Raw genomic sequence first — 23,273 nt, 5'->3', positions numbered from 1 at the left:
ATTGTTGATACTGTGCTCATTCGTACGATAACTGTATCCCTACTACTGGGTTCTCAACACAGAATTTCAGATATTGGATCCCTAATAAATAGTGTAATAAGACAAGAAAGCGCTTCTCTGTTACTTTTCTCCTAAATCAACGCTTTTAAAATTGGTAATTCTGTTTGGACACAAGCCTTTCAATTCTGCACAACAACAATAACAACAAAAGCGTTGAGACCTTAGTGGCAATGGCTGTCTATGGCGGAGACAAGGTTGATTGGGTAGAACAAGCAATAGACAGTATTTTAGAACAAACTTATCAAGACTTTGTTTTTATCATCGTTATAGACGGCGAAATAACCGTCAAAATGATGAACAAACTCAAAGATAAAGCATTCTCTGACGAGCGGGTCGTGTTGGCACAAAACTCGACTCAACCAGGCTTAGCAAGTTGTATGAATAAAGCCGCGGAATGGGGGTTAACACTTAGCCCATCTTATTTTGTAAGAATGGATGCTGATGATATCTCTATACCTACTCGCTTAGCACGTCAAATAAGCTATTTGCGCAAGCATGCGTATATCTCAGTATTGGGCTCTGCCCTCACTGAAATAAACGAACATGGCAACAAAGTGGGGGCTCGCGTAATGCCGTCCTCACATAAGCAAATTGTTAGTATTTTACCGCGAAGATGCTCGCTTAATCATCCTACTGTAGTTATTCGGTATACGGTGTTTCAGCAGGGTTATCGATACGATAGTAGTCTAATGAACACCCAAGACTACTTTCTTTGGGTAACGCTTGCGTCAAAGGGATTTGTGTTTAGAAACCTTAAGGATCGATTGCTTCACTTTCGTCGAGTCAATAACTTTTACAAGCGTAGGGGGCTCAGCAAATCAATCAATGAATTCAGAGCAAGATTCAATGCTATGCTTAAATTAAATAAATTGACCCCTTATAACGTAGCTTATGCTTGTGGCGTTTTATCATTGCGTTTAATGCCTGGAAAGATTGTAAAACTTGCTTATAAGCTTGATCGTCATTTATTAGATAGGTTCGGTAAACATTGAATTGCGGTCTCGTCATTGTTCTCTATCACCCTGATGTAGAGCATGTTCAATCATTGCTTGATGAACTCGCAAGTCATAAGTTACCCGTGGCGCTGGTTGATAATTCCGCCAATGAAACCCCGTTAACACTTTCTCCTAGTTGCCAGTATTTTCATTTTCCCAATAATGTAGGTATTGCCGAAGCGCAGAATGTTGGGCTCAATTATCTTTTTGAAAATGGTCTATCCCATGCGGTAATACTTGATCAAGACAGCTCTTTCACGGCTAGTATGGCCATGGCGTTACTCAATCAATATCATGATTTAGAAAAGACTTACAAGATAGCCGCGCTGGGGCCTTCGATTCATTGCCAATTCACGAATCAAGTTTCGATAGGACGAGTACAAAAAGGCAAGCAGATTAACAGCCAAGTAAGGAAAGTTAAGCAGATAATTGCTTCAGGAATGATGTTGTCCGCTTCTGCATTTGCTGAAATTGGAAATAAAGAAAGCGGCCTTTTCATTGATGGGGTTGATCATGAATGGTGCTGGCGGGCGAATAAACTTGGCTTTGCAGTTTTTCAGTCTCTGGCAGTATGTATGCCCCATCGCCAAGGTGATGACCGAGTTAAGGTATTGGGTTTAATGTTCAAGCAGGGGGCTTCAGTCAGGCTTTACTATCAAATGAGAAACATACTACTCTTATCGAGAAGAGGATATGTTCCTTTTTATTGGAAGTGCCGTCATCTTCCCGCAATACCATTGCGATATATTGTGAATAGGTTCTGTTTTCCTGAAGGGAAACTACGAGGCAAATTTATCGTAAAAGGGTTAATAGATGGTATTCGTTCGAAAAGTGGAAAAATTCAGGGCAGTTTACCTAAATAACGTCTAAGCGTTTTACGCAACGTTTTTAGCTAAAGATTAAAGTAGTTGCTTAAGATTCTTAATTGTTCACCAACTCTGTGCGTATGTTAGTTTTTGGTGCATTAGGATGAGTTAAAAAGGGGCTTAGTGTTTTAACGCTAATTCTTTCAAATATATTGGTTTTAGATAATATTAAGCCATTGGATATTGTGGTTTCGCTATGTAGTTGAATTATATGCTTCAAAATGATGCTTTCCCTATTTTTGAAGATATATGCTAGTGAAGTGAACTATTAATTTTAACGATACGTAAAGGTTTCGAGCCAAAATGAAGTTGTATAGTGTGGAATGTGGATTGCATACTTCATTTTAGGTTGAGGATTATCAGTACAAGGACATTAAATTATGAGTCAAGTAAAGAAAGCCGTTATTCCTGTTGCGGGATTAGGTACCCGAATGCTTCCTGCTACTAAAGCAATTCCAAAAGAAATGCTTCCTGTAGTAGACAAGCCGCTTATTCAATACGTAGTAAAAGAATGTGTGGCTGCTGGAATAAAAGAAATCATACTAGTAACCCATGCTAGTAAGAACAGTATTGAAAACCATTTTGATACTTCTTTTGAACTTGAAGCGACATTGGAAAAGCGTGTTAAGCGTCAAATACTTGAAGAAGTGCAGTCAATTTGCCCTAAAGACGTGACTATTATGCATATCCGCCAAGGTGTCGCGAATGGCCTAGGCCACGCGGTATTATGCGCCCGTCCAATTATCGGCGATGCACCTTTTGCGGTAGTTTTACCTGATGTTATCATTGATGATGCCGCGAGTGATCCGAAGAAAGATAACCTTGCAGACATGGTGGCTAAGTTTAATACAACCCGTGTTAGCCAAGTTATGGTTGAACAAGTTCCTCAAGAAGATGTCACTAAGTTTGGTATTGCCGACTTAGATGGAGCAGCAATCGAGCCAGGTGAATCAGCCAAGATTCATAAAATGGTAGAAAAGCCTGCGCTTGAAGATGCTCCTTCAGATTTAGCTGTAGTAGGTCGCTACGTGCTTTCTGAGAAGATATGGGATTTACTTGAATTCACGCCTCCGGGTGCTGGCGATGAAGTACAACTTACCGATGCTATCGATGCCTTAATGAAAGTTGAGCAGGTTGATGCTTACTACATGAAAGGTAAAAGCCATGATTGCGGAAGCAAATTGGGCTACATGAAAGCTAACGTAGAGTACGCGCTTAGACACCCTGCACTAGGAAAAGAATTTAAAGAATACCTATCTACAATTAGTCTTTAATATTCAGTAAAGAAATGAAGCGCGCATATAGCGCGCTTTTTTTATGTCTATGCAACCATCTAATATCATGGGCCGTCAATCAGTTGTTTACGACCACATAACCTTTCAATTTCGACAGCATTTTTTCACCAATGCCTTTTACTTCTGTGATTTGTGCTATTTCCATAAACGGACCAACGTCTTGTCGATAGGCAATAATCGCTTTTGCTTTTGAAACACCGACACCTGGTAAAGTTTGAAGCTCTTCCACACTAGCAATATTTAAGTCAATCTTTTTAGCAACACCAACACTCGTCATCGATGATGCGCCTTCGTTATTTGTAGGCGCTGCAGCTAAGCTTGGCGATTGAATAAATAGGGCTGATAAAACCAGTAGGCTAAATAATTGTTTTTTCATTGTCATTCCTTGTTTAGGTTGTACACCATTTGTACACAAAAGATTTTACCTCTCGCCGAAAATATGAAAAGACCAGTTTTAGGCCAGTTTTTACAAACTGAGCTCGTCGTAAAATCCGAAATAGCAGCTCAGAATAGAGCAATGGAATAGGAACCTATCTTAACAATACAAGGTATTAGGCGAAGACATACTGACAGGGGAAAATGCTTGCTGTAAAAAGCAGAAGGACAATAAATAGGAAGATACAAAAAAGCGGGCTTAAAGCCCGCTTAATCAATACGTTAGTTAAGCCTTACAGGCGATCGATTAACGCTTGAGTAAATTCGTTTGTGCCAGATTCACCGCCAAGGTCACGGGTAGTACGGTCACCAGATTCAATAACGTCTTTTAACGCGCTACGAATTTTTTCTGCTTTATCACTCATATTCAAGTATTCGAGCATTTGAGCTGCAGCAAGAATAACTGATGTTGGGTTAGCTAAATTTTTGCCAGCGATATCAGGTGCTGAACCATGTACTGCTTCGAAAATAGCACAATCTTCACCGATGTTAGCACCAGGAGCCATACCAAGGCCGCCAACAAGTCCTGCACATAAGTCAGAAAGGATATCACCGAATAAGTTAGTGGTAACAATAACGTCGAATTGGTGTGGATTCATCACCAATTGCATACAAGTGTTGTCTACAATCATTTCCGCAGATTCGATATCTGGGTAACGTTCACCTACTTCACGAGCCACTTTCAAAAACAAACCTGAAGTAGACTTCAAGATATTAGCTTTGTGCACTGCAGTCACTTTTTTACGACCTTCGCGACGGGCTAATTCGTAAGCGAAAGTAACAATTTTCTCAGCACCATCACGAGTGATCTTACTCATGGCTTCAGCTTCGTTACCGTCTTCAGACACTACTTGGCCAAGGCCAGAGTACATGCCCTGTGTGTTTTCACGCACGGTGATAATATCAATGTCTTCGTAACGGGCTTTAGTGCCTTTAAACGAGATAACTGGGCGTAGGTTAGCGTAAAGTTTAAATTGTTTACGTAAGCTAACGTTAATTGACGTAAAACCTTCACCAACTGGCGTAGTAAGCGGGCCTTTAAGTGCCACTTTATTTTTAGCAATTAGGTCAAGAGTTGCTTGTGGAAGAAGTTCACCATGCTCTTCAAGTGCAACTAAGCCTGCATCTGCGTAGTCATAGGCAAAATCACAGCCAACTTTGTCTAAAATTTTTGTGGTTGCATCAATAATGTCTGGGCCAATGCCGTCACCGCGAATGACAGTAATGTGTTGCTGAGTCATGTGGAAGGATCCTCTGATAATTCTATTGTCAAAATCGTTAGGTTTATTTCATTTTAGCTTGGCGGGCGAAATGCGCCAAAGATGACTGCCTCATCTATTTTGTTATTATGAAATCTAGGGATATCTTTGATTGAAGCAGTTGCTAAGCGGCGTATTTTATACGATAGCGGGGCTAAGTTATAGCCATTCGCAAAGATTAATTTTACTAGTGCAAATTAAGCGGACAAAAAAGGGATTCGTTTAACCCTTCAACAACGTGGCGCACCTCGTCACGTTTTAGATTTATGCTTTTCGCTAATATTTCAAAAGTATTATCCGTAGCGTTATCCCTCTTATCTAAAGGAAACAAATACTCTCTTGCTAGCCCAAAAGACAGTTGTAAGATTGCATGTTCTTTTTTTAAAGAAGTAGGTACATCTTTATGGCGGTTTCCCGACTGATGGATGACCGCTCGCCATGTAGCACTTTGATGCCAATTTCCCGCCAACTCGCCTGAAATAGCGTGCCATGCCACTGTGCCTTTAACCCTGAAAACTTTATCTATTTGAAAGTATTCTTTTTGATTGACCGGCAGCCTATTTGCCACTTTTAATCCGGGCAGGGTGAATAAGGGCGCGCACAAAAACGTGGTCACCAATGCTGCAGATTGGGGAGTAAACTTAGTATTAGTCATAGACGATAGCTGGGCCGAAATGCTACAGGCTAAGGTCGTGAACTGTCTACTGATTGCAAGCAAGGGATATTGATGTTGGGTCAGCCGTTCTATTAACGCATATTGAACCAGCATGTCGCCTACGCGCTCTAAACCGTAGGTTAATATTGCTTGTTTTAAATTCGTAACGGGCAGCCTAAGACGGTTATCTTGGCTCGCGGTAGAGAGTAAAAACTGCTGAAAACTGGTGACCTTCTCTACTTTGCTACATAAGGTTGGGATGTCTACGTCGGGTTTCTGCAACTCTTGAATAATTTCTATTAAAGCTGATGGCGGTCGTTGTATGGGGAAGGTTACAGGTAAAAAGGGTTGCTCCCCTTTAACTTTTCTTTCTTTTTCGCACTGATGATAGTGGGCGGAGAAGTCTTCAAACTTTATGTGCAGATCTTTAGGTGATAAAAGCGCGGTACGTTTAACCCACTGTTTAGTTTTCTCATGTTGCTCTTTGCTCTCGTTTTCCCTTCGACTTGGGCAATACACTAGCGCATGGTTTTTTTGAATATCAATAACTATTGAAGGATGGGCGTTAGCATACACTCTTGCACCGGGCAAAGGCGTTGAGATAAGCGAAGCAATGGGGTGTAAAAAGGTACGTTGAATAGCGGGTGTGCTCTGCACGATATAAGCTAACAGACGGGATTCCGAATAGCTTTCGGCACAATAAGTTAACGTACTAGTAATAAGGCTTATTCGTTGAAGGGATGTAAGCTTTATCTCTCCAAGGTGTTTTATCGATTGAGGGGTGAAAAGCACCTTTTGTAATCCGATAACTTTCCGCCACATCACGAGTTGATGTTCATTGATGAACTGAATAAGTGATTTTTTGTGGTCGTTAGTTACATCTTTTTTCTGTTTTGCTAAGTAATACGTAGCTAAGTGAGCAGCAATGAGGTGCTGTAAGAAGTGATCGTTATAGTTATTAAGCTTGCCAAATAGCGCTAGGTTTAACATGTGTCGAGTAAGATGGTCGACATCACTTGGGCATTTTCGAAGTGCAAGAGGAATGGCAGGGTGAGCTAGCGTGAACGAAAGGGTTAGTTTGGCTCGCTGAAGACAGATGTTAACAATATCTTGCGGTGAGGTGGAAAGCGTAGGTAGCGAGAGAGCATCCGAAAGCTCAGAAGCGTCGTTAAGCTCCATCGTACTAGCTTTGCTGGTAACTTGAATATGCCCCGTCGCCCCATGCAATCAATTTTTCGTTTTCAAATAATAGGGGGGTACATTCATCTTGGGTTGTTAACCCATCAGCGCGAACATGCTGCGTACGGTAAAACATCACTTGAATAGCGTTTTCATTCTGTCGTTTGGCTTCGGTAATATCAGGGGAGCCAAGCAGCGCTAGTACCTCTTCTCTGGTACTACCTAACTTTAATTTGGTAATTTGTACGCGATTATATTCTTCACGGTCTTTCCAGTCCATATTTTCAGGTTTATCGGGATAAACTGAAATGACTAAAAATACAAAAGCCGCATAGAGTGCTATACCAGCAAAAATGAGTCGAATGACCTTGGTGTTCATAACCCTAACTTTTCGTTTTTCTGCATTCAAATAAACAATTTACAACATTTTCATAGGTTACAAACTGTAAAATTGCAGATCCTTTGATTAAATAACTACTTAAGTTGACAGTGTACCGTAAAAAGTTCGTCCACGGTAAGTGTTAAACGTAAGGAAATGCGTCTCGCTATTTTTCTATGGTATAGCACGGGGTGTAAGCAGAGCCTGGAAGCTTCATTCTCTGTTGAGATACAAAGGACTCCAACAAAGCATCGACCCGCTCCATCAGTTTAGCATCACCGGTGAGCTTAAATGGTCCGTGCTCTTTGATATGTTTTATGCCCTCGGCTTTTACGTTACCCGCTACAATCCCAGAAAATGCTTGTCTTAGCGCGATAGCTAACGATGCATTGTCTTGGTCGTGATGTAAGGCCAAATTAGACATAGTTTGATGCGAAGGAATGAAAGGGCGTTGAAATGCTTCTTCAATAGTAAGTGACCAGTTAAAGCTATAGGCATCACCCATCGCCTCTCGATACCTCTTAACTCGCCCTAGTCCTGTACGCATAACGCGAGCAACTTCTTCAGGATCATCAACAATTATCTGGTATTTACTCTGTGCTTCTTTTCCTATCGTTGCTCCAACGAATTCGTCAATGGCTTCAAAATAGGCCTCAGAGCCTGCAGGACCACTAAGGATAACAGGAAAGGGTTGCTGAGCATTTTTATCGTTCAACAAAATACCCAATAAATAAAGCAACTCTTCGGCAGTGCCCACACCACCAGGGAAAATCACAATGCCATGGGCTAAGCGCACAAAGGCTTCAAGGCGCTTTTCAATGTCAGGCATAATAACTAGTTCGTTCACAATCGCGTTCGGAGGCTCTGCAGCGATAATACTTGGCTCTGAAATACCAATATAGCGACCTGTTTTATATCGCTGTTTGGCATGCCCAATAGTGGCTCCTTTCATTGGGCCTTTCATTGCACCCGGTCCGCAACCGGTGCAAATATTCATTTCCCTTAACCCTAACTGATAGCCGACTTCTTTGGTGTATTTATACTCAGTTTGGTTTATTGAGTGCCCACCCCAACACACGACGGTATTAACGCCATCATTGCCTTCTAACGCATTTGCATGACGTAGCATGTCAAAAACCATATCTGTTATGCTGTCACTATCGGCAGGAGCGCTTTTTTGGGTAAAAGCATGCTTATTACCCATATACAGTAAGTCTCGTAGCACAGCGAATAAATGCTCATGAACACCGGTTATCAAGTTTTGATCAACAAAGGCTACTTCTGGAGGATTTACTAACTCAATTTTGACGCCTCGCTCTCGTCGAACGAGTTTAATGTCGAAATCTTCATATGGGGCAAAAAGCGCTTCGTAATTATCTTCATCTACGCCACTATTTAGTACCGCTAAACTACAATTTCGAAACATTCCATACAGTGTGCTGTTTGTTGTGTTTTGTAGCTGAGCAACTTCAATTTGAGAGAGTTGACTCATCCAACCAACTGGGTTCAACTGCACTTTTTTCATGGTTACTTATCTCTGTCAGTGATAACGCGATTTCGACCTTCGTTTTTTGCTTGATAAAGTAAGCTATCAGCGCGTTCGAAGACGGCATCAGGAGTGTCCCCTTTTTTGAAAAATGATGCTCCAAATGATGCTGTAATGGTGACCTTTTCTTGTTTGAACTTAAAGGGTAACGAGGCTAGCGTGGTACGCATGGTCTCTAGTAAATCGGTCACACTCTGTTCATCCATACCGGGTACAAGCAGCACAAACTCTTCGCCTCCCCAGCGCGCCATGAATATGTTATCTGTGAGTTGCTGCTTTAAATTCTTACCTACCAACTGTAACGTTTTATCGCCAGCTGCATGGCCAAACCTGTCGTTGATAGTCTTAAAATGATCAATGTCCAATACCGCCACCGCCAATTCATCTTTGTTGTCTTGCCAATTCTGGAAGGCCTTTGATAATTTCTCGTTGTAGGCTTGACGGTTGGGTAAGCGAGTTAATGGGTCGGTCTGGCTAAGCATCATTTGCTCGGCTAGTTTCTTTTTATAGGTCTGGGTTTGTTTTTGTAATTGTTCAATTCTGCTTTGCATTGAGCCAAGTAGCCCCATTAGAGAATGTTGGCCCTGAGAGTCTAGCTGGGCTTGTTCATTCAATGTACTGGCAATATTCTTAACACAAAACTGGGTATGTTCTTTAAGTGATTCTAAAGAGTTGCTGTGTGATACGGCCTCTTCAATACTTTCGATATGTGATTGCAGCTGAGCATTACCAACTTGTCGTTGTTCAAACTGAGTACGGCTATTGTCCATACTCAATTGGATATCGTCCCCCATCTTGCCTAACGAGTTATGCAGGCTTTGAATAACTTTGCCTGTTAAGCTAGCTTCAGCCATAGCATCTTGCACTATCATACGCAGGATAACGACACAGCTTTTCAACAGCTGGTCTTCAGACATACCCGCCGTGAGCTTTTTCTGAATAGCGGCTAATTGGCTATCGTTGGGTTGGCGTTGCGCATAACTAGCAATGAGTTGATTCAACTCTTCAAGAATAGACTTGTAAAGCGGGTTTACGATGGTGTCGCTGTCGCTATCTAGCGCAGGTTTTGGCCGTTCCGCATGCGTAATATCTGTATCAGAGGTCACTTCACTTGCTAATGCAGTATGGTGTAATTCAATAGCCTGTTTAAACAGCTTGTAAATGCTGAATATGTCCCCGACAGGTTGGTTAAGGACGATCAGTTGCTGTGTGGCTTGTTTTTGAAGATCTGTATCTTCAAAAATAGCTTTTTGAAGACGTTTAGTTGCACTTTCTAGTAAAGCAACGGTTTCAATACTGTATTTTTTAAGCGTTAGTTCTTGGTGCTGTAGTGCGCTGTTAAGCTTGTTGATGCTGACAGTAGCCAAGGTGAAATTTGGAGTACCGGACAAATGCCCTCTCAATATTTGCAGTTCGCTATCAATCTGGTCGGAAAAACCTTCGTAGAAGGCAGACAAGCGAACGATAAATTGTGAAAGTAAAGCATTGTGTTGCTTATAAGTTTGAAGCTGTTTGGCATCCATAATTTGTTTTTACTCAACCTTAGGTGAAGTCATCCTACACATCTTATTAATTTTGCTAATGAGCCTGTGCGCCAGATTACTGGCGAGCTTGCCTTCTATTTAAATAAGGCTTTTCAAAATTTGAACGGAAAGGGTTGATATCAAGCCCTCCACGTCTTGTATAACGAGCGCACACTGTCAACTTATCCGGCTGACAGTGTTGCATAATATCGCAGTAAATGCGCTCTACACACTGTTCATGAAACTCGTTGTGTTGTCTAAAGCTTATTAAATATTTTAGTAGACCTTCGTGATTTATGCTGTTTCCTTCATAACGAATTTGTACGCTTGCCCAATCAGGCTGACTGGTAATTAAACAATTCGATTTAAGTAAATGTGACACCAAGGTCTCTGCTGTTTTATCGGTAGTGGCATTTAAGAGTGAAGTGTCAGGCTGGTAAGTTTCAACAACAATATCGAGGTCATCGAGCAATACACCATCAAACTCTTTAAATTTAAGTTTATTGAATTGGTTTGGAAGTGTTAAGGCTACCACTACCGGCTCCCCTGCACATGCTGATAAATCGGATTCTAACGTGGCTCGCACATTCTCCGCGCTATCAAAAGCCGTTTGGTTGAAGCTATTTAAATATAATTTAAACGACTTCGATTCGATAAGGTTTACAGAGGTAACGGGCACGTAGCATTCGAGTAAGGCGACATGAGGTTTGCCTTTAGGATTTAGCCAAGACAGCTCGTAACCTGTCCATATGTCGATACCTGAGAATGGAAGGGAGTCAGCATTCAACGATAACGTGTTTCGACTTAAGCTACGGGGTACCCCTTGGAGTAACTTAGGATTGTAATGAAATTCATATTCAACTTGCTTTCCCAATGAAAGGTCGCTAGGTGCAGAAATAGAAATTTTATCATTTGCCTTCGAAGTCATATTTACCTATATATTTGCCGTTGTAGATAAGCCTTGTTACTTGAATTTGGCCACTTATATCTATAGTGTACCTCAAAAATATTGGTGTAACCCTATAATGGCTCTATCAATTCGTAATGAATTAACTCAGCTTATCGACGCATTCACTTTACACAATGAGAGTAGCGATCGCGCGCTTTACATACCCTATGATAGTCAATGGCCTTCACCTTGCTACCTAAATAGCGCGAAAGAAGGTGAGCTCGTTCCTTGGCGACCACAGCGCCAAGATGAAAGTTTACATCAGGCCCTAAGCTTTAAAAATGTTGAAGATGCATTAGAAATTACCCTTAATGCAGATTTTTGCCAGCTCTTTACTGAATTCTTTAGTAATAATTTACCAGTAACAGCAGAGCACGGCGCCTGTGAATTATTACAAGTTTGGAATGAAGAAGACTTTGAGCGGCTTCAACAAAACTTAATAGGGCACCTGTTAATGAAAAAGAGGCTAAAACAAGAACCCACGCTTTTTTTTGCGTTAACCGATGAAGATGACTTCGTATTAAGCGTGTTAAATAGCACTGGAGAGGTAGTGTTAGAACAAGTTGGCCGGCCGCCCAAAAAGGTAATTTCACCAAGCTTACCTGAATTTATTGCTACACTTCGCCCGTAATCGGTCGATGGGTTACATTGAAGGCTACTTGAAGCGCTATAGCGCATTGGTTAAATTTCTTGAGTAGGAATTTAAGACCAGCCTTAGTTACTTAAAAGATGCGTCTAGCTGCTTTTGTAATAGGCGAATTTGCTCTTCTAATAACTTCACGCGTTTAGAAAGTGATACAACCGTTTCAGTATCCTTATCATCAGGAGAGTTTGTATCATGAGGGGCTCCTGTATCAAGGCTAGATACCGTTTTCGCTGCGCCACTAGTGGCATTGAAGTGTTTAATGGCTCCAATCGCTTCTGCTACCGATACTTTAAATGGTGCTTTAGCGCGTAGCAATGCAACAGACGGTGTTGTCCCGTTTTGATGCATCTGCTGGCAGACAATCATCAGTTGTTGCAGATTATTGTTTTGTAATGACATTAAGTTACACGTTGAAAGTGAGAAAGCATTCAGCTTATCTATTTCAACGTGGTTCCGCTATGCTTTTTAACCATTATTCTGCGTCAACCTGACCAATAATTAATAAAATAAACCATTAGTCTTAGTGTGAAACTTAACCTATATTTGAAAATTCATTGCAAATCAACAGGTTGAATAGTTGGTGTTATTCTTGATTACTGTTTAGTTTATAAGAAGAGTTAAATTATAAAAAAATCAGAGGAATTCACATGAAATCATTAATTTTACCACTCGCACTTGCATCATCTTTTTTACTTACTGGCTGTGTTGTGTCGGTAGGCGGGGGAAGTGATAGCCATTATGGTACTGACGTAGAAGACCGAGAGTACAATAACCGTAAACATATCTCGAACCTAGAAGTGGGAACCAGCTATGAGCGCGTGCTGTCAAAAATGGGTGTCGCAGATTTCAATGAACTATATGAAAAGCAAGATGGAACCTATCGTGTACTGTTTTATCGTACCCAAAAGACGATGGCTGATGGTATCACCACAAAAGATGAGTGTACGCCTATTGTATTTAAAAATAGCGACCTTGTAGGCTGGGGTGATAGCGCCTACCACTTAATAAATTAAAGTAACATTAATTTAACATTGTTGTTTTTTTACCGTAAAGTGACCATAACCTGGTCACTTTTTGCTTTCTGTGATCATAAAACCGCATTTATAGAGAGGGCAGTTCACATGACAAATGACACAACAGACGTATTAGCACCTACTCCTGAAACCATTAAAGCTATTTACTTAGGTGTAGATGATTTGAAAGTGGCTGCATCCATTTTGTTTAATGCGTACGTAGACGATCCGCTTTTTAGCGACATATTCCAAGCTGAAAAAGAAGGTTACGGAAGTCGATTGCGTTCAGCTATTAGGGAAGAACTGAACGCTTTTTGGGTGGCAGAGCAACCTATCGTGGGCCTGTTCGAGGCAGAACGGTTATTAGCGGTGGCTTGCCTTACAGCACCAGATGCCGCTTTCGGTGCAGGGCGGTATTGGCATTGGCGCCTACGCATGCTGCTTACCGCGGGTCTTTTCGGCACCAAGCAAATGCTAGAAAAAGAAGAGAAGGTTCGGGCACTAATCCCTGCTGCAAATTTTCATATGCTTAGTTTCATCGCAGTTCACCCTGATTGTCAGCATCACGGACTTGGCCACACGTTGCTTGGCGCTATCGATAGTGTGGTAGAAGAAGACGCTAAAAGTGAGGGAGTGGCTGTATTTGTTACCGTCCAAAAACATAAGCCTTTTTTTAGCGACGATAACTATGATGTGGTGGGGGATCTAAGCTTGTCTCATGTGACAGGTGACGTAATGTTCAGACGAAAGCCCGCATAAATTGTCATATGAAATAGTAATATCCTGGGCTAGGCTTATAACTTGTCTACTAAACTAGGAGAAGCGCTAATGCTAAGCGCAGAAGGACGTTGTCTTTGTGGTGACATTAAAGTTACCGCTGAGAATATTAACCCCAAGTTCACGGTGTGCCATTGTGATTCCTGTAGGCAGTGGGGAGGTTCGGCGCTATTCGCGCTGCAGTGTGGTACCCAGGTTAAATTTGAAAATGTAAATCCTACCAATAGCAGTAATAACATAAAAATTCACCCTTCATCAGAATGGGCTTCGCGCGGTTTCTGTGGAAATTGTGGCTCGCATCTTTTTTATATGCTCAATGAAACCGGTGAGTACAATATTCCAGTCGGTATTTTTCAAGGGCTAGATGGGTTGGAAATGGATATGCAGTATTTCAGCGATCAGCGGCCAAATTACTATTGTTTTTCTAACACAACGAAAGAAATGACCAAAGCTGACATCATGGCGTATTTTGCGCAAAAGTCGTAAGTTTTTGCTAAAATGTAAGGGATGTCGCTCGGCTTTCTGAAACGTCATTTTTTTACAAAGAATTTCCCTGTCGAAAGAATATAATAGATCTGGTGCTCACACGCTATCCTTTCCTTAGTATTAGATCTTATGAACGAGATCCTCATTTCGAATGACGATCGCCAAAAAATTAAGAGATTGTTCATTTTGACGATAGGCTTTGTACGACATTTCCTACAAAAGTGTAGGAAATGTGTATTTTTTTTCATACCCAAAATCTAGACTAAAGTATAAATTCTTTGATTTATAAGGGTTTTCTCCTTTGAGCTTACTTTTCCTCCATATTTTCTCCACATTTCGTTGTAATTCTAACTAGCGAGAAATCTTGTTAGGGATATTATTAAACACGTCACAGGGATACACGATGAGTCAGGATGATTTGTAAGGATAGCCTTGGACAACTTAAGGATGAGAATCCCTTAACAGGAGTGAGGGGATAAGGAAAAGCAGGATGCAACGCAGGGATGATAAGCGCATCGGACGTGCTGAAACGGAATTATCACTAGGATTGGCAAGGAAAGCGCAAGCGATAAGGAGTCGCGACAGGAAGTAAAAAGGATTTGGCGAGGGAACGTCATAAAAAGGACTGATACAGCAGATACAGGATGTGTCGTAAAGGAAAGCTTGGAAGGCTTATTCAAGGATGGTTTACGCAGGATGCGTAAGAGCAAGGTAGCTCAGGAACGAACGGACCGCTTAAGGATTGAGCAAGTTGCAGCAGGATGTGCGACGTAGAAAGGATGAAAGGATAAGGAACACCAACGGATGTTGGTACAAGGAACAACCTTAGGAAGAGGTCCCCACGTATAGGATTGGTGGGTTAGCAGGATAAACGGAAAGGGATTTACGCAAGGATGGGTAACTCGCACGGGAACACGCGAGAGAAGATGGAAAGGGGCGTATATGGATTTTAATCGGGAAGATTTTAGTCGCAAAGGAACGCAGAGAGGGAAACTCAAAATTCCAGGAAAAGGGGTAGCAGAGAGGCTACCCCTTTTTTTTGCGTAATTTTTAGTGTTGTCACTAAAACGCTCACGTTTCTAAACGCCTATTGCGCTCGGCATAGTCATCTCGTTCATACCTAATACTATAGCGGGCTAACGAATCCGAAGAACTTAATTAACTCTGTGAGGTGGTAAGGTAGTTCTAATAATATGTTTGCCCACTAACTCCACTTCTCCGCTGTATCTGTCTTCACCATTACCGGAAAATTCAAACACAAAGATATTATGCCAATCAGGCTTGCTGTAGTTGAAGGTAATGCGGGTTTTGGCTCTGGCAATGCTGAGCAGTTGCAGTTGATTGTTTTTACAGTACTGGCGCAAGTAACTATCAGTAAATTCAGAAATACTTCGTATGCGCCAAAACTGAAAGGCGACAAAGCCCAGCCCTAGCCATAACGTTAACTCAAGTAATGTCATTCATTACCCCTTAGTTTGTGAAAACAGCGTGCCAATTGCGCTGGCTAGTAAGTCACTGCGTTCTGGGGTTCTTAGTATGCCTAGTACTAATTCACGTAACTGGGGCACTTGAACAAGATCAGAGAAGAAGCCGCGAAATACGTCGCCATTATAGTTTTCTTGGTTATCGACCTCGGCAACGGCTTCAAAAAATAGCAGCAGTAATTTCTCGTCCATTTGCTGAAAATGGCGGGCAGCAATAACACTTAATATATCCAAGTGATTCAATTTCTTAGCTTCAAAGTGCGACACTAATTGCGTATATATAGTGTCGTTTTTGGTCTCACAAGACAAACCCCGTAGGGCGGCTAAACTTATTTCATCACCGTCTAACACTGAAAGCATGCATTGGTTAAGGGGGGCCGGTACGTTCGCAACTTCGGCCATTTCCATAAAAGCCCGTTGAAATGGTTCGGCAAAAAGTGAAAAGTTACGCAGCACACTGCCTTGCACTTCTTGAGCGTTTTCCATTGAGTCTAATCTGATGACCACATCCGCAATTGCCTGTAAGGGAATGGTTTGCCAGTCAGCCACCTGAGGCGCTTTCAAATAGGCGATAACATGCTGTGCGCTGGCGCTAATTGGCTGATTTAGCTTTGCACGAACCAGTGCATTAAATTGCGCAAGTAATGACTGCGCGGGCACAAATGAATAAGGATTATCTGGCAATGTGTTAGCCGCTTCAGAATCATCAGAAATTGATTGGCCGAGTGCTTCGACAATAATTTGCAGAAAATGGTTTCTTGAAGCCGCTACCACTAATCCCTGCTCGTCTAGAGGGAGTTTAATAAACCAAATATAGTGCTGATTTGAGCTGTTTTTATTCCAAAAAACTATGCCGAACCACGCATGCTGCTGGCGAGGGAAGGGCGCAACAGTTGAACCATTCTCAATATCCAAAAACGCCTGATTGTCTAAAGCGGTAAGTCTTCGACCCATATCAAAAACAATATATTCTGTACCTGCATGCAATAAAAATTCGCTGATAGAGTTAATACTGTTTGCGTTCATTTCAGGCGTTCTCACTTCATAAAACTGATTTTAGGGCGCAAAGTTTAGCATATTTTAGTTGCCGACAGGCAAAGGCATTGTTCTTTTAAAGGTGCGAGCGGAATGAGTGCTGCCTCTGGTATACTGCCGGCCAGATTTTTACGGCAAACCTTAAACCATGTAATGACTATGAAGTTAATAGAAGAATTCGAGTATCATTTAAATGCGCTAGAAACCGCGCTGCGCCAAACTAAAACGTGGCCGGAAAAAGCACCTAGCAAGGAACAACTAGCCAGTACTGCACCTTTTGCTATTGATACCCTGTCTTTTTTCGAATGGCTGGCGTATGTTTTTGTGCCTAAATGTCATCACCTAATAGCAATAGGTCAGTTACCTAGGAAGATGGCAATTTCCCCTGCGGCGCAGATGTATGTGCCAAACTGCCCCGAATCTATCTTAGTTTCGTTGCTTGCTCTTGATAAACTAACCGAACCTAATAAGAAGTAAATCATGCCTGAAGAATTATCGGTTAGCCCGAGTGAAAAGGCTGACATCAATAGTGTGCAGCCATACCCGCCGCTTAATATTTTATATCAAGATGAGCATATCGTGGCCATTGATAAGCCGCCGGGTTTATTAGTGCACAGAAGTCCTATCGACAGGCATGAAACTCGCTTCGCCGTGCAGACCTTGAGGGATCAGCTCAACAAGCATGTATTCCCAGCACACCGTTTAGATAGACCAACATCCGGTGTACTATTGTTTAGTTTTGACAGTAAAACAGCGGCGCTGCTTGGCCAGCAGTTGATGAATAAGCAGGTGCAAAAGCAGTATCACGCTATTGTTCGTGGTTATGTTAAACATTCAGGACTCATCGATTATGCGCTCAAATATCGTTACGATAAAATTGCCGATAAACATAAGCGCCCGCAGCAGGCACCGCAGCAAGCCACAACGGTATACGAAAGTTTAGCGAACTATGAATTACCTTTCGCCGTAGGTAAATATGAAACCGCCCGCTATTCATTGGTGAAACTTTTACCGTCCACAGGACGTAAACATCAGTTACGCCGACATATGGTGCATATCAGACATCCCATACTGGGTGATACCACTCATGGGGACGGAAAACAGAACAAATTTTTGCAAACACACTTTAGTTTTCATAATTTGGCCTTAAGTTGTACCCAGATGGGTTTTTATCACCCGATTACAGGAAAGTGGCTATCGGTGTCTGTTAGAATGCATTTAGAAATGCAACGAGTGTTAAATGCTTGGCAAGAATATTTGGTGTAACCGTTTAGGCACACGAAAGTACGCTGCGTAAACGGGAAGCCACACGATTTAAAGAGATGATGAGGAAGTAATGGCAACATTAAAAATTTTTGCGGGAACCGTGTACGGCAATGCGCAACATGTGGCAGAACAGGTTGAAGAGAGTCTTGCTGAGCAAGGCGTAGATTGCGAACTTGAAAGCGATCCTTCAGTAAGCGACTTTACCGATGCAGACGCTATCTTATTGATTACTTCGACTACAGGCCAAGGCGATGTTCCACCAAACTTAGAATTTGTCTTCTCTGATTTGAAAGATGAGTTTCCATTGCTAAACGACAAGCCTTTTGCGGTTGCTGCGTTAGGTGATAGTAGTTACGGGGAAAGTTTTTGTGGAGCCGGTCGTCAATTCAATGAATTGTTATTAGAGCTGCAAGGTAAAGCAGTAGCCGACATGCTAGAAGTTGATGCCCTTGAGACCCTTGAACCTGAAACCATGGTTATTGAGTGGGTTAACGGTATTAAAGCTCAGTTAGGCGTGTAACGGGGTTCGACAACAATCTCAAAAGATAAAAAAGGGCGCTAGGCGCCCTTTTTTAATGCAAAACGTTTAATACGTGAATACAGACTTATTCAACACCACGTAGTAGGGCATTAATACCTACTTTTGCACGGGTTTTAGCGTCTACTTTCTTCACGATAATGGCAGCATATAGGCTGTACTTACCATCTGGGCTTGGCATGTTACCTGAAACTACTACAGAGCCCGCAGGAACGCGGCCATAATGTACTTCGCCGGTTTCACGGTCGTAAATACGGGTGCTTTGGCTAATGTAAACGCCCATTGAAATAACTGCGCCTTCTTCAACAATAACGCCTTCAACAATTTCAGAACGTGCGCCAATAAAGCAGTTATCTTCAATGATAGTAGGGTTCGCTTGAAGTGGCTCTAAAACACCACCAATGCCTACGCCACCAGATAAGTGAACATTCTTACCAATTTGTGCACAAGAGCCTACGGTTGCCCATGTATCTACCATAGTACCTTCATCAACGAATGCACCAATGTTAACGTACGAAGGCATAACAACCGCATTTTTACCTACGAAGGTACCGGTACGCACTGCCGCTGGAGGCACGATACGAGCGCCATCGTTAGCAAACTGCTCTGCAGTATAGTTGCTGTATTTCAACGGTACTTTGTCGTAATAACGGCTTTCTGCGCCTTCAATAACGTCGTTGTTGTGTAGGCGGAAGAAAAGTAAAACAGCTTTCTTTAACCACTGATGAACAACCCATTCGCCCGCGATTTTTTCAGCTACACGTGCTTTACCGCTATTTAGCAATGCAATAGCGTCGGCAACGGCTTGTTTCACTTCTGCAGGGGCAGAAGAAGGGCTAATGTTGTCGCGGTTTTCGAAGGCGTCTTCAATAATGGCTTTCAATTCATTCATGGTATGGTGATATCTTCAAGTTGATCGAGTTTAAACAAAATTCGCTTTTTCAAGCTAACTTGTTGTTCTTGGGTTAATGATTTGCCAGCTTCATTGCTAACAATAAATATATCTTCGGCTCGCTCGCCGATGGTAGCAACTTTCGCTAACTTTAATGTGACATTAGTATCAACAAAGGCATGCCCAATTTTAGCTAATATACCCGGCGCGTCTAGTGCTTCTAACTCAATGAGTGTTGCTTCATCGTGAACATTGAAAAAACGTACCTTGGTAGGCACATCTAACTGTTTCATTTGGCGAGGTAGTTTACGCTTATTTTCGTGTGAGCGGCCTGGTTTTTCAAGTTGTGTGCTAATTGCTTTTTCTAACGACTGAATACGTGACTCTGACGTTAGCCTTGAGCCATCATTCTCAAGTACTAACATACTGTCAAACACATAACCATCGCGGGTTACGGTAACATGGGCATCGTGAATAGAGCAGTTTCGGCTATCGAGTACCGAGGCAACCTGTGCAAAAAGGGCTTTTCTGTCTTTTCCGAACAAAAAGATCTCTGTGCCGCCTTTCGCACTGTTGTCATTGGCTTTTACCAAAAGACTGTCGCTATCTGGGGTTAGCCAATCATCTTGCGCCTTAACAATTTCTTCTGTGTGCCATGCTATTTGGGTGGGCTTAAAGCGCACAAAGTAATCATCATCCAACCGTGCCCACAACCTATCAATCGAATCAAAATTAACGGCACGTTCGTGCAAAATTTGTTGCGCTTGATATTTGTGAGTAGTCACTCGCTCACTTAACGTCACTTGGCACTGTAACCCATTATCTAATGCCTTTTGGGTCATTAAATAGAGCTCTCTAAGCAGTGAAGCTTTCCAATCGTTCCACAAATTATCGTTAGTAGCACGAATGTCTGCAAGAGTAAGCGTATAGAGTAAGTTTAAGTGGTTATGGCTTCGTATAGCGCCAGCAAATTCACTGATAACATCAGGATCGTAAATGTCTCTGCGCTGCGCTACCACAGACATTAGCAGGTGGTTTTCTACTAACCAACTCACCATAGCAGCATCGTTTTCTGCCACACCGTGCTGTTCACAAAATTTGGCAACATCTATCGCACCTAGGGTGGAGTGGTCACCATTACGACCTTTGGCAATATCGTGAAATATAGCGGCTATATACAATACTTCGGGTTTATCTAAGTTACGACAAATACGGCCACAGCGAGGGAACTCTTTATTCTCTTTCGAGAAAAAGTAATTCACGTGCTTCACTAAGCGGTGAGTATGTTCATCCACCGTGTAGGCGTGGAATAAGTCGAATTGCATCATACCAACTATGGCATCCCACTCAGGTAAATATGCTTGCAAAATACCGTACTGGTGCATGATGTCCCAACCAAAATTAAAGAAGTCTGGTTGCTTAAGTAATATCATGAGCTTTTCGCGGCACGCGGGGCGCTCTACAAAATAAGTATCTTCAAAGGCCCGATGTGCGTTTCTAATTTGTCGAATACAGGTTGAGCTTAAACCTTGTACTTCTGGCGTGTTAGTAACCACATTTAAAAAGTCTAAAAGGGCTTCCGGCGAAGAAAAGGCATTTTCATGCCTTGGGGATATCATATTGTCGAGTAATTCAAAGTCATCATTGATATTGGTGCGTCGCTGAAGGCTCTGGTTAAGCATGTCATACTTAAAACGCTGTAACAGCATTTGATTTAATTCGGAAACCCGAGCGACAGTGCGGAAAAAGTCACGCATCATCTTTTCAACTGAGCTCTTTCCTTCTTCGCCGTATCCCATCATGGTGGCAACGTCAGGCTGGTAATCAAAAAGAAGGCGATTTTCACTTCGCCCTGCAATAAGATGTAAGGCACAGCGCATTTTCCACAAGTGCATTCGACAGGTGATCAACTCACTGTGTTCTTGCTCGGTGAAGTAGCCATGACCCACTAAGTTCCAGCCGTCGTATTCTTTAAAGTGTTTTTTTGCCACCCAGCCAATAGATTGAATATCTCGTAAGCAGCCTGGGTTTTCTTTAATGTTAGGTTCTAGGTTGTATGCTGTACCATTAAATTTGGCGTGGCGTCGCTTTTGCTCGTCATACTTTGCCGAGAAGAACGCCTTACTAGACCATGAGTTTCTGCCGTTAACTTCATCCCATAGTTTTTCAAAAATAGATTCGCTGCCACTAAGTAGTCGGCTTTCCACAAGATTAGTAGCAATGGAAATGTCGTCTTTGGCAAGGCTCACCGTTTCTTTGATGGTACGAACTGACTGCCCTACATCAAGCTTAATGTCCCAAAGCAAAGTAATAAAACGGCCAACTTTATCTTGGGTGGCAGATTTAAGAGTTCGTTTACTAACGATGAGCAAATCAATATCAGAATAGGGTTGAAGGTGCCCACGGCCATATCCACCTACGGCACAGAGCGCAAGTTCGCTGTCATTGTCTAACCCGTAAAGATGCCAAAGGTGACACAATAGCGCATCAACAAATTGGGCTCGGCCCGTCACTAGTTGATTGACAGGAATACTGTCGAATGACGCTTTTATCCATGCGTAGCTATCTTCTACACATGACTTGATACCCATTAAGTCGTCAACCGACGTTATTTGATCAATATTTTTTATTAGGGATTGCAGCGTCAAATTACACCTTCTATGCGTACAGCTTTTTGAACACAACGAACTCTAACATGAAATGAAACGAAATCGCAGTGCCGATTAGTTGCATACCCAAGGCTATATTATGAATAAATATATAAAAACGTTATAGCTGTGTAACAAGAAAGACTGTGTGATTGGAAATGAAAAAAGTAAGTGCAGTGGCATAGTTAGTTCAAATAGCCAGTCAATATCGAATGGGTAGAGATAAAAGGTAAGAGATAAGGAATACGCTTACGATAGCAAATCGGTTGAGAACTAAATGAGGGCGTTATTATAAGAGCGTTAGTACTAGTAAACAAAGAGGGAAAAAGATGCCAACCTAAATAGAGAACAAAGGATGGAAGTGCCATGTAGCAGTTTAACTAGGGGTAAACTGCTATATGGCTAGCGAGAATACACTCATCACACATTCAACTTTTCGTCGCAGTGCATGAGAGCCTAAAGATATATAACTGGTTAACTGTGTGAAATGACTCTTGCTAAATCTTCTTCATCACGCAATGTCAGTACTTCAACGCCATCTTCTGTCACTAAAAGTGTATGTTCCCACTGGGCACTTAAACTTCTATCTTTAGTCACAACAGTCCACTGATCAGGAAGAATTTTCGAATAACGCTTACCAGCATTCACCATGGGCTCGATAGTGAAGCACATACCTGCTTCAAGCACATCACCTGTGCCAGGTTTACCGTAATGCACAATTTGTGGCTCTTCGTGGAAGCTTGCACCAATACCATGGCCGCAGTATTCACGAACGATTGAATAGTTATGCGCTTCTGCATGGGTTTGGCAGATGTGACCAATGTCACCCAATGTCATGCCCGGTTTTACTTCTTTAATCGCTTTATATAAGCATTCTTGTGTAATTCGAGTTAAACGCTCAGCCATAATCGTTGGCTTTCCAACGGTAAACATCTTAGAAGTATCACCGTGGTAACCATCTTTAATAACGGTTACATCAATATTAATCACATCACCGTCTTTCAATTTTTTGTCAGATGGAATGCCATGGCAAATACAATGGTTTACCGAAGTACAAATTGACTTAGGAAATGGAGGGTGACCATAGTTCAATGGCGCAGGAATAGCTTGCTGCTCATTAACAATGTAATCATGACAAATTGTATTTAACTCATCTGTGGTGACGCCCTTTTTTACATAGGGGCCAATCATAGTAAGTACATCGGCTGCTAGTTTTCCAGCAACGCGCATTTTTTCAATTTCTTCAGAGGTCTTAATAATAGCTGACACAGCATCTCTCAATTTCAATTGGTTTAGGTCGTTGCGCTAGTTCAGGCAATAAAAGTATAGAACAGCAGTCAACGCGTA

Annotated in this window: 23 protein-coding genes; 10 read left to right on the top strand and 13 right to left on the bottom strand. The window is 42.0% G+C overall.

The features are described from left to right. Positions 1-164: 164 nt before the first annotated feature. From Q4561_RS00255 to galU, 3 genes are all read left to right on the top strand, one after another. A complete protein-coding gene (locus Q4561_RS00255; RefSeq protein ID WP_303456409.1) occupies positions 165-1,052 on the top strand; it encodes a glycosyltransferase in 888 nt (295 codons plus the stop codon). After that, positions 1,049-1,918: a glycosyltransferase family 2 protein gene (locus Q4561_RS00250; RefSeq protein WP_303456407.1), complete on the top strand. Its 870-nt coding sequence runs from the start codon at positions 1,049-1,051 to the stop codon at positions 1,916-1,918. Before Q4561_RS00255 ends, Q4561_RS00250 begins: the two co-directional genes overlap by 4 nt. A gap of 383 nt (positions 1,919-2,301) precedes the next feature. Continuing rightward, positions 2,302-3,195 carry a UTP--glucose-1-phosphate uridylyltransferase GalU gene (gene galU, locus Q4561_RS00245; protein ID WP_303456406.1) on the top strand — a complete coding sequence of 298 codons (894 nt, stop codon included), beginning with the start codon at positions 2,302-2,304 and terminating at the stop codon, positions 3,193-3,195. A 79-nt stretch (positions 3,196-3,274) separates the two neighbouring features. On the opposite strand, the gene Q4561_RS00240 is transcribed toward galU, so the two are convergent. From Q4561_RS00240 to queF, 7 genes are all read right to left on the bottom strand, one after another. Then, positions 3,275-3,592 (bottom strand): helix-hairpin-helix domain-containing protein, encoded by a 318-nt coding sequence (locus Q4561_RS00240; protein WP_303456403.1) that lies wholly within the window; start codon positions 3,590-3,592, stop codon positions 3,275-3,277. A 292-nt stretch (positions 3,593-3,884) separates the two neighbouring features. Then, positions 3,885-4,892: an isocitrate dehydrogenase gene (locus Q4561_RS00235; protein WP_303456400.1), complete on the bottom strand. Its 1,008-nt coding sequence runs from the start codon at positions 4,890-4,892 to the stop codon at positions 3,885-3,887. A gap of 205 nt (positions 4,893-5,097) precedes the next feature. Next, positions 5,098-6,744 (bottom strand): histidine kinase, encoded by a 1,647-nt coding sequence (locus Q4561_RS00230; protein ID WP_303456397.1) that lies wholly within the window; start codon positions 6,742-6,744, stop codon positions 5,098-5,100. A 4-nt stretch (positions 6,745-6,748) separates the two neighbouring features. Beyond that, on the bottom strand, positions 6,749-7,123 hold the full coding sequence (locus Q4561_RS00225; protein ID WP_303456394.1) for a DUF3192 domain-containing protein: 375 nt from the start codon (positions 7,121-7,123) through the stop codon (positions 6,749-6,751). Positions 7,124-7,289: 166 nt separating this feature from the next. Next, positions 7,290-8,648 (bottom strand): nucleotide 5'-monophosphate nucleosidase PpnN, encoded by a 1,359-nt coding sequence (gene ppnN / locus Q4561_RS00220; RefSeq protein WP_303456392.1) that lies wholly within the window; start codon positions 8,646-8,648, stop codon positions 7,290-7,292. 2 nt (positions 8,649-8,650) lie between these two features. After that, entirely contained in the window at positions 8,651-10,192 is a 1,542-nt protein-coding gene (locus tag Q4561_RS00215; protein WP_303456390.1) for a GGDEF domain-containing protein, read from the bottom strand. Positions 10,193-10,268: 76 nt separating this feature from the next. Further along, positions 10,269-11,120 (bottom strand): NADPH-dependent 7-cyano-7-deazaguanine reductase QueF, encoded by an 852-nt coding sequence (gene queF, locus Q4561_RS00210; protein WP_303456387.1) that lies wholly within the window; start codon positions 11,118-11,120, stop codon positions 10,269-10,271. Between the two features lie 97 nt (positions 11,121-11,217). Between queF and syd the strand changes: the two genes are divergently transcribed. Next, complete coding sequence (gene syd / locus Q4561_RS00205; RefSeq protein WP_303456384.1) at positions 11,218-11,772, top strand: SecY-interacting protein; 555 nt, start codon at positions 11,218-11,220, stop codon at positions 11,770-11,772. An 87-nt stretch (positions 11,773-11,859) separates the two neighbouring features. Here the strand turns inward: syd and Q4561_RS00200 are convergent, their stop codons facing one another. Further along, positions 11,860-12,186: a hypothetical protein gene (locus tag Q4561_RS00200; RefSeq protein WP_303456381.1), complete on the bottom strand. Its 327-nt coding sequence runs from the start codon at positions 12,184-12,186 to the stop codon at positions 11,860-11,862. Between the two features lie 248 nt (positions 12,187-12,434). On the opposite strand from Q4561_RS00200, the gene Q4561_RS00195 reads away from it, so the two are divergent. The 3 genes from Q4561_RS00195 to Q4561_RS00185 all read left to right on the top strand — a co-directional run bounded on the left by Q4561_RS00195 (position 12,435) and on the right by Q4561_RS00185 (position 14,063). Next, complete coding sequence (locus tag Q4561_RS00195) at positions 12,435-12,800, top strand: DUF3192 domain-containing protein (protein WP_303456378.1); 366 nt, start codon at positions 12,435-12,437, stop codon at positions 12,798-12,800. 108 nt (positions 12,801-12,908) lie between these two features. Then, on the top strand, positions 12,909-13,559 hold the full coding sequence (locus tag Q4561_RS00190; protein ID WP_303456375.1) for a GNAT family N-acetyltransferase: 651 nt from the start codon (positions 12,909-12,911) through the stop codon (positions 13,557-13,559). Positions 13,560-13,628: 69 nt separating this feature from the next. Next, entirely contained in the window at positions 13,629-14,063 is a 435-nt protein-coding gene (locus tag Q4561_RS00185) for a GFA family protein (protein ID WP_303457158.1), read from the top strand. A 1,154-nt stretch (positions 14,064-15,217) separates the two neighbouring features. Here Q4561_RS00185 and Q4561_RS00180 read toward each other — a convergent pair. Both Q4561_RS00180 and Q4561_RS00175 read right to left on the bottom strand, forming a co-directional pair. After that, the gene (locus Q4561_RS00180; protein ID WP_013785197.1) at positions 15,218-15,523 is read right to left on the bottom strand and encodes a DUF3301 domain-containing protein; all 306 of its coding nucleotides are present in this window, start codon (positions 15,521-15,523) and stop codon (positions 15,218-15,220) included. A gap of 3 nt (positions 15,524-15,526) precedes the next feature. Beyond that, positions 15,527-16,573, bottom strand: coding sequence for a DUF3549 family protein (locus tag Q4561_RS00175; RefSeq protein WP_303456373.1), 1,047 nt, complete (start codon positions 16,571-16,573; stop codon positions 15,527-15,529). Positions 16,574-16,675: 102 nt separating this feature from the next. Between Q4561_RS00175 and Q4561_RS00170 the strand changes: the two genes are divergently transcribed. The 3 genes from Q4561_RS00170 to Q4561_RS00160 all read left to right on the top strand — a co-directional run bounded on the left by Q4561_RS00170 (position 16,676) and on the right by Q4561_RS00160 (position 18,368). Next, positions 16,676-17,059 carry a YqcC family protein gene (locus Q4561_RS00170; RefSeq protein WP_303456370.1) on the top strand — a complete coding sequence of 128 codons (384 nt, stop codon included), beginning with the start codon at positions 16,676-16,678 and terminating at the stop codon, positions 17,057-17,059. 3 nt (positions 17,060-17,062) lie between these two features. Continuing rightward, on the top strand, positions 17,063-17,848 hold the full coding sequence (gene truC, locus Q4561_RS00165; protein WP_303456367.1) for a tRNA pseudouridine(65) synthase TruC: 786 nt from the start codon (positions 17,063-17,065) through the stop codon (positions 17,846-17,848). Positions 17,849-17,918: 70 nt separating this feature from the next. Next, on the top strand, positions 17,919-18,368 hold the full coding sequence (locus Q4561_RS00160; RefSeq protein WP_303456364.1) for a flavodoxin: 450 nt from the start codon (positions 17,919-17,921) through the stop codon (positions 18,366-18,368). Between the two features lie 85 nt (positions 18,369-18,453). Here Q4561_RS00160 and dapD read toward each other — a convergent pair whose 3' ends face one another. The 3 genes from dapD to map all read right to left on the bottom strand — a co-directional run bounded on the left by dapD (position 18,454) and on the right by map (position 23,195). After that, positions 18,454-19,278, bottom strand: coding sequence for a 2,3,4,5-tetrahydropyridine-2,6-dicarboxylate N-succinyltransferase (gene dapD / locus Q4561_RS00155; protein ID WP_013785192.1), 825 nt, complete (start codon positions 19,276-19,278; stop codon positions 18,454-18,456). Continuing rightward, entirely contained in the window at positions 19,275-21,926 is a 2,652-nt protein-coding gene (gene glnD, locus Q4561_RS00150; protein WP_303456362.1) for a [protein-PII] uridylyltransferase, read from the bottom strand. Before glnD ends, dapD begins: the two co-directional genes overlap by 4 nt. Before the next feature lie 474 nt (positions 21,927-22,400). Beyond that, positions 22,401-23,195, bottom strand: a complete 795-nt coding sequence (gene map / locus Q4561_RS00145) for a type I methionyl aminopeptidase (RefSeq protein ID WP_303456360.1) — start codon at positions 23,193-23,195, stop codon at positions 22,401-22,403. Between the last annotated feature and the right edge of the window lie 78 nt (positions 23,196-23,273).

Origin of the sequence: Alteromonas sp. 1_MG-2023 (assembly GCF_030547075.1) — a bacterium.
GTDB lineage: Bacteria > Pseudomonadota > Gammaproteobacteria > Enterobacterales > Alteromonadaceae > Alteromonas.
The sequence above is the reverse complement of the archived record's forward strand: the minus strand, read 5'-3'. Positions and strand labels throughout refer to the sequence as shown.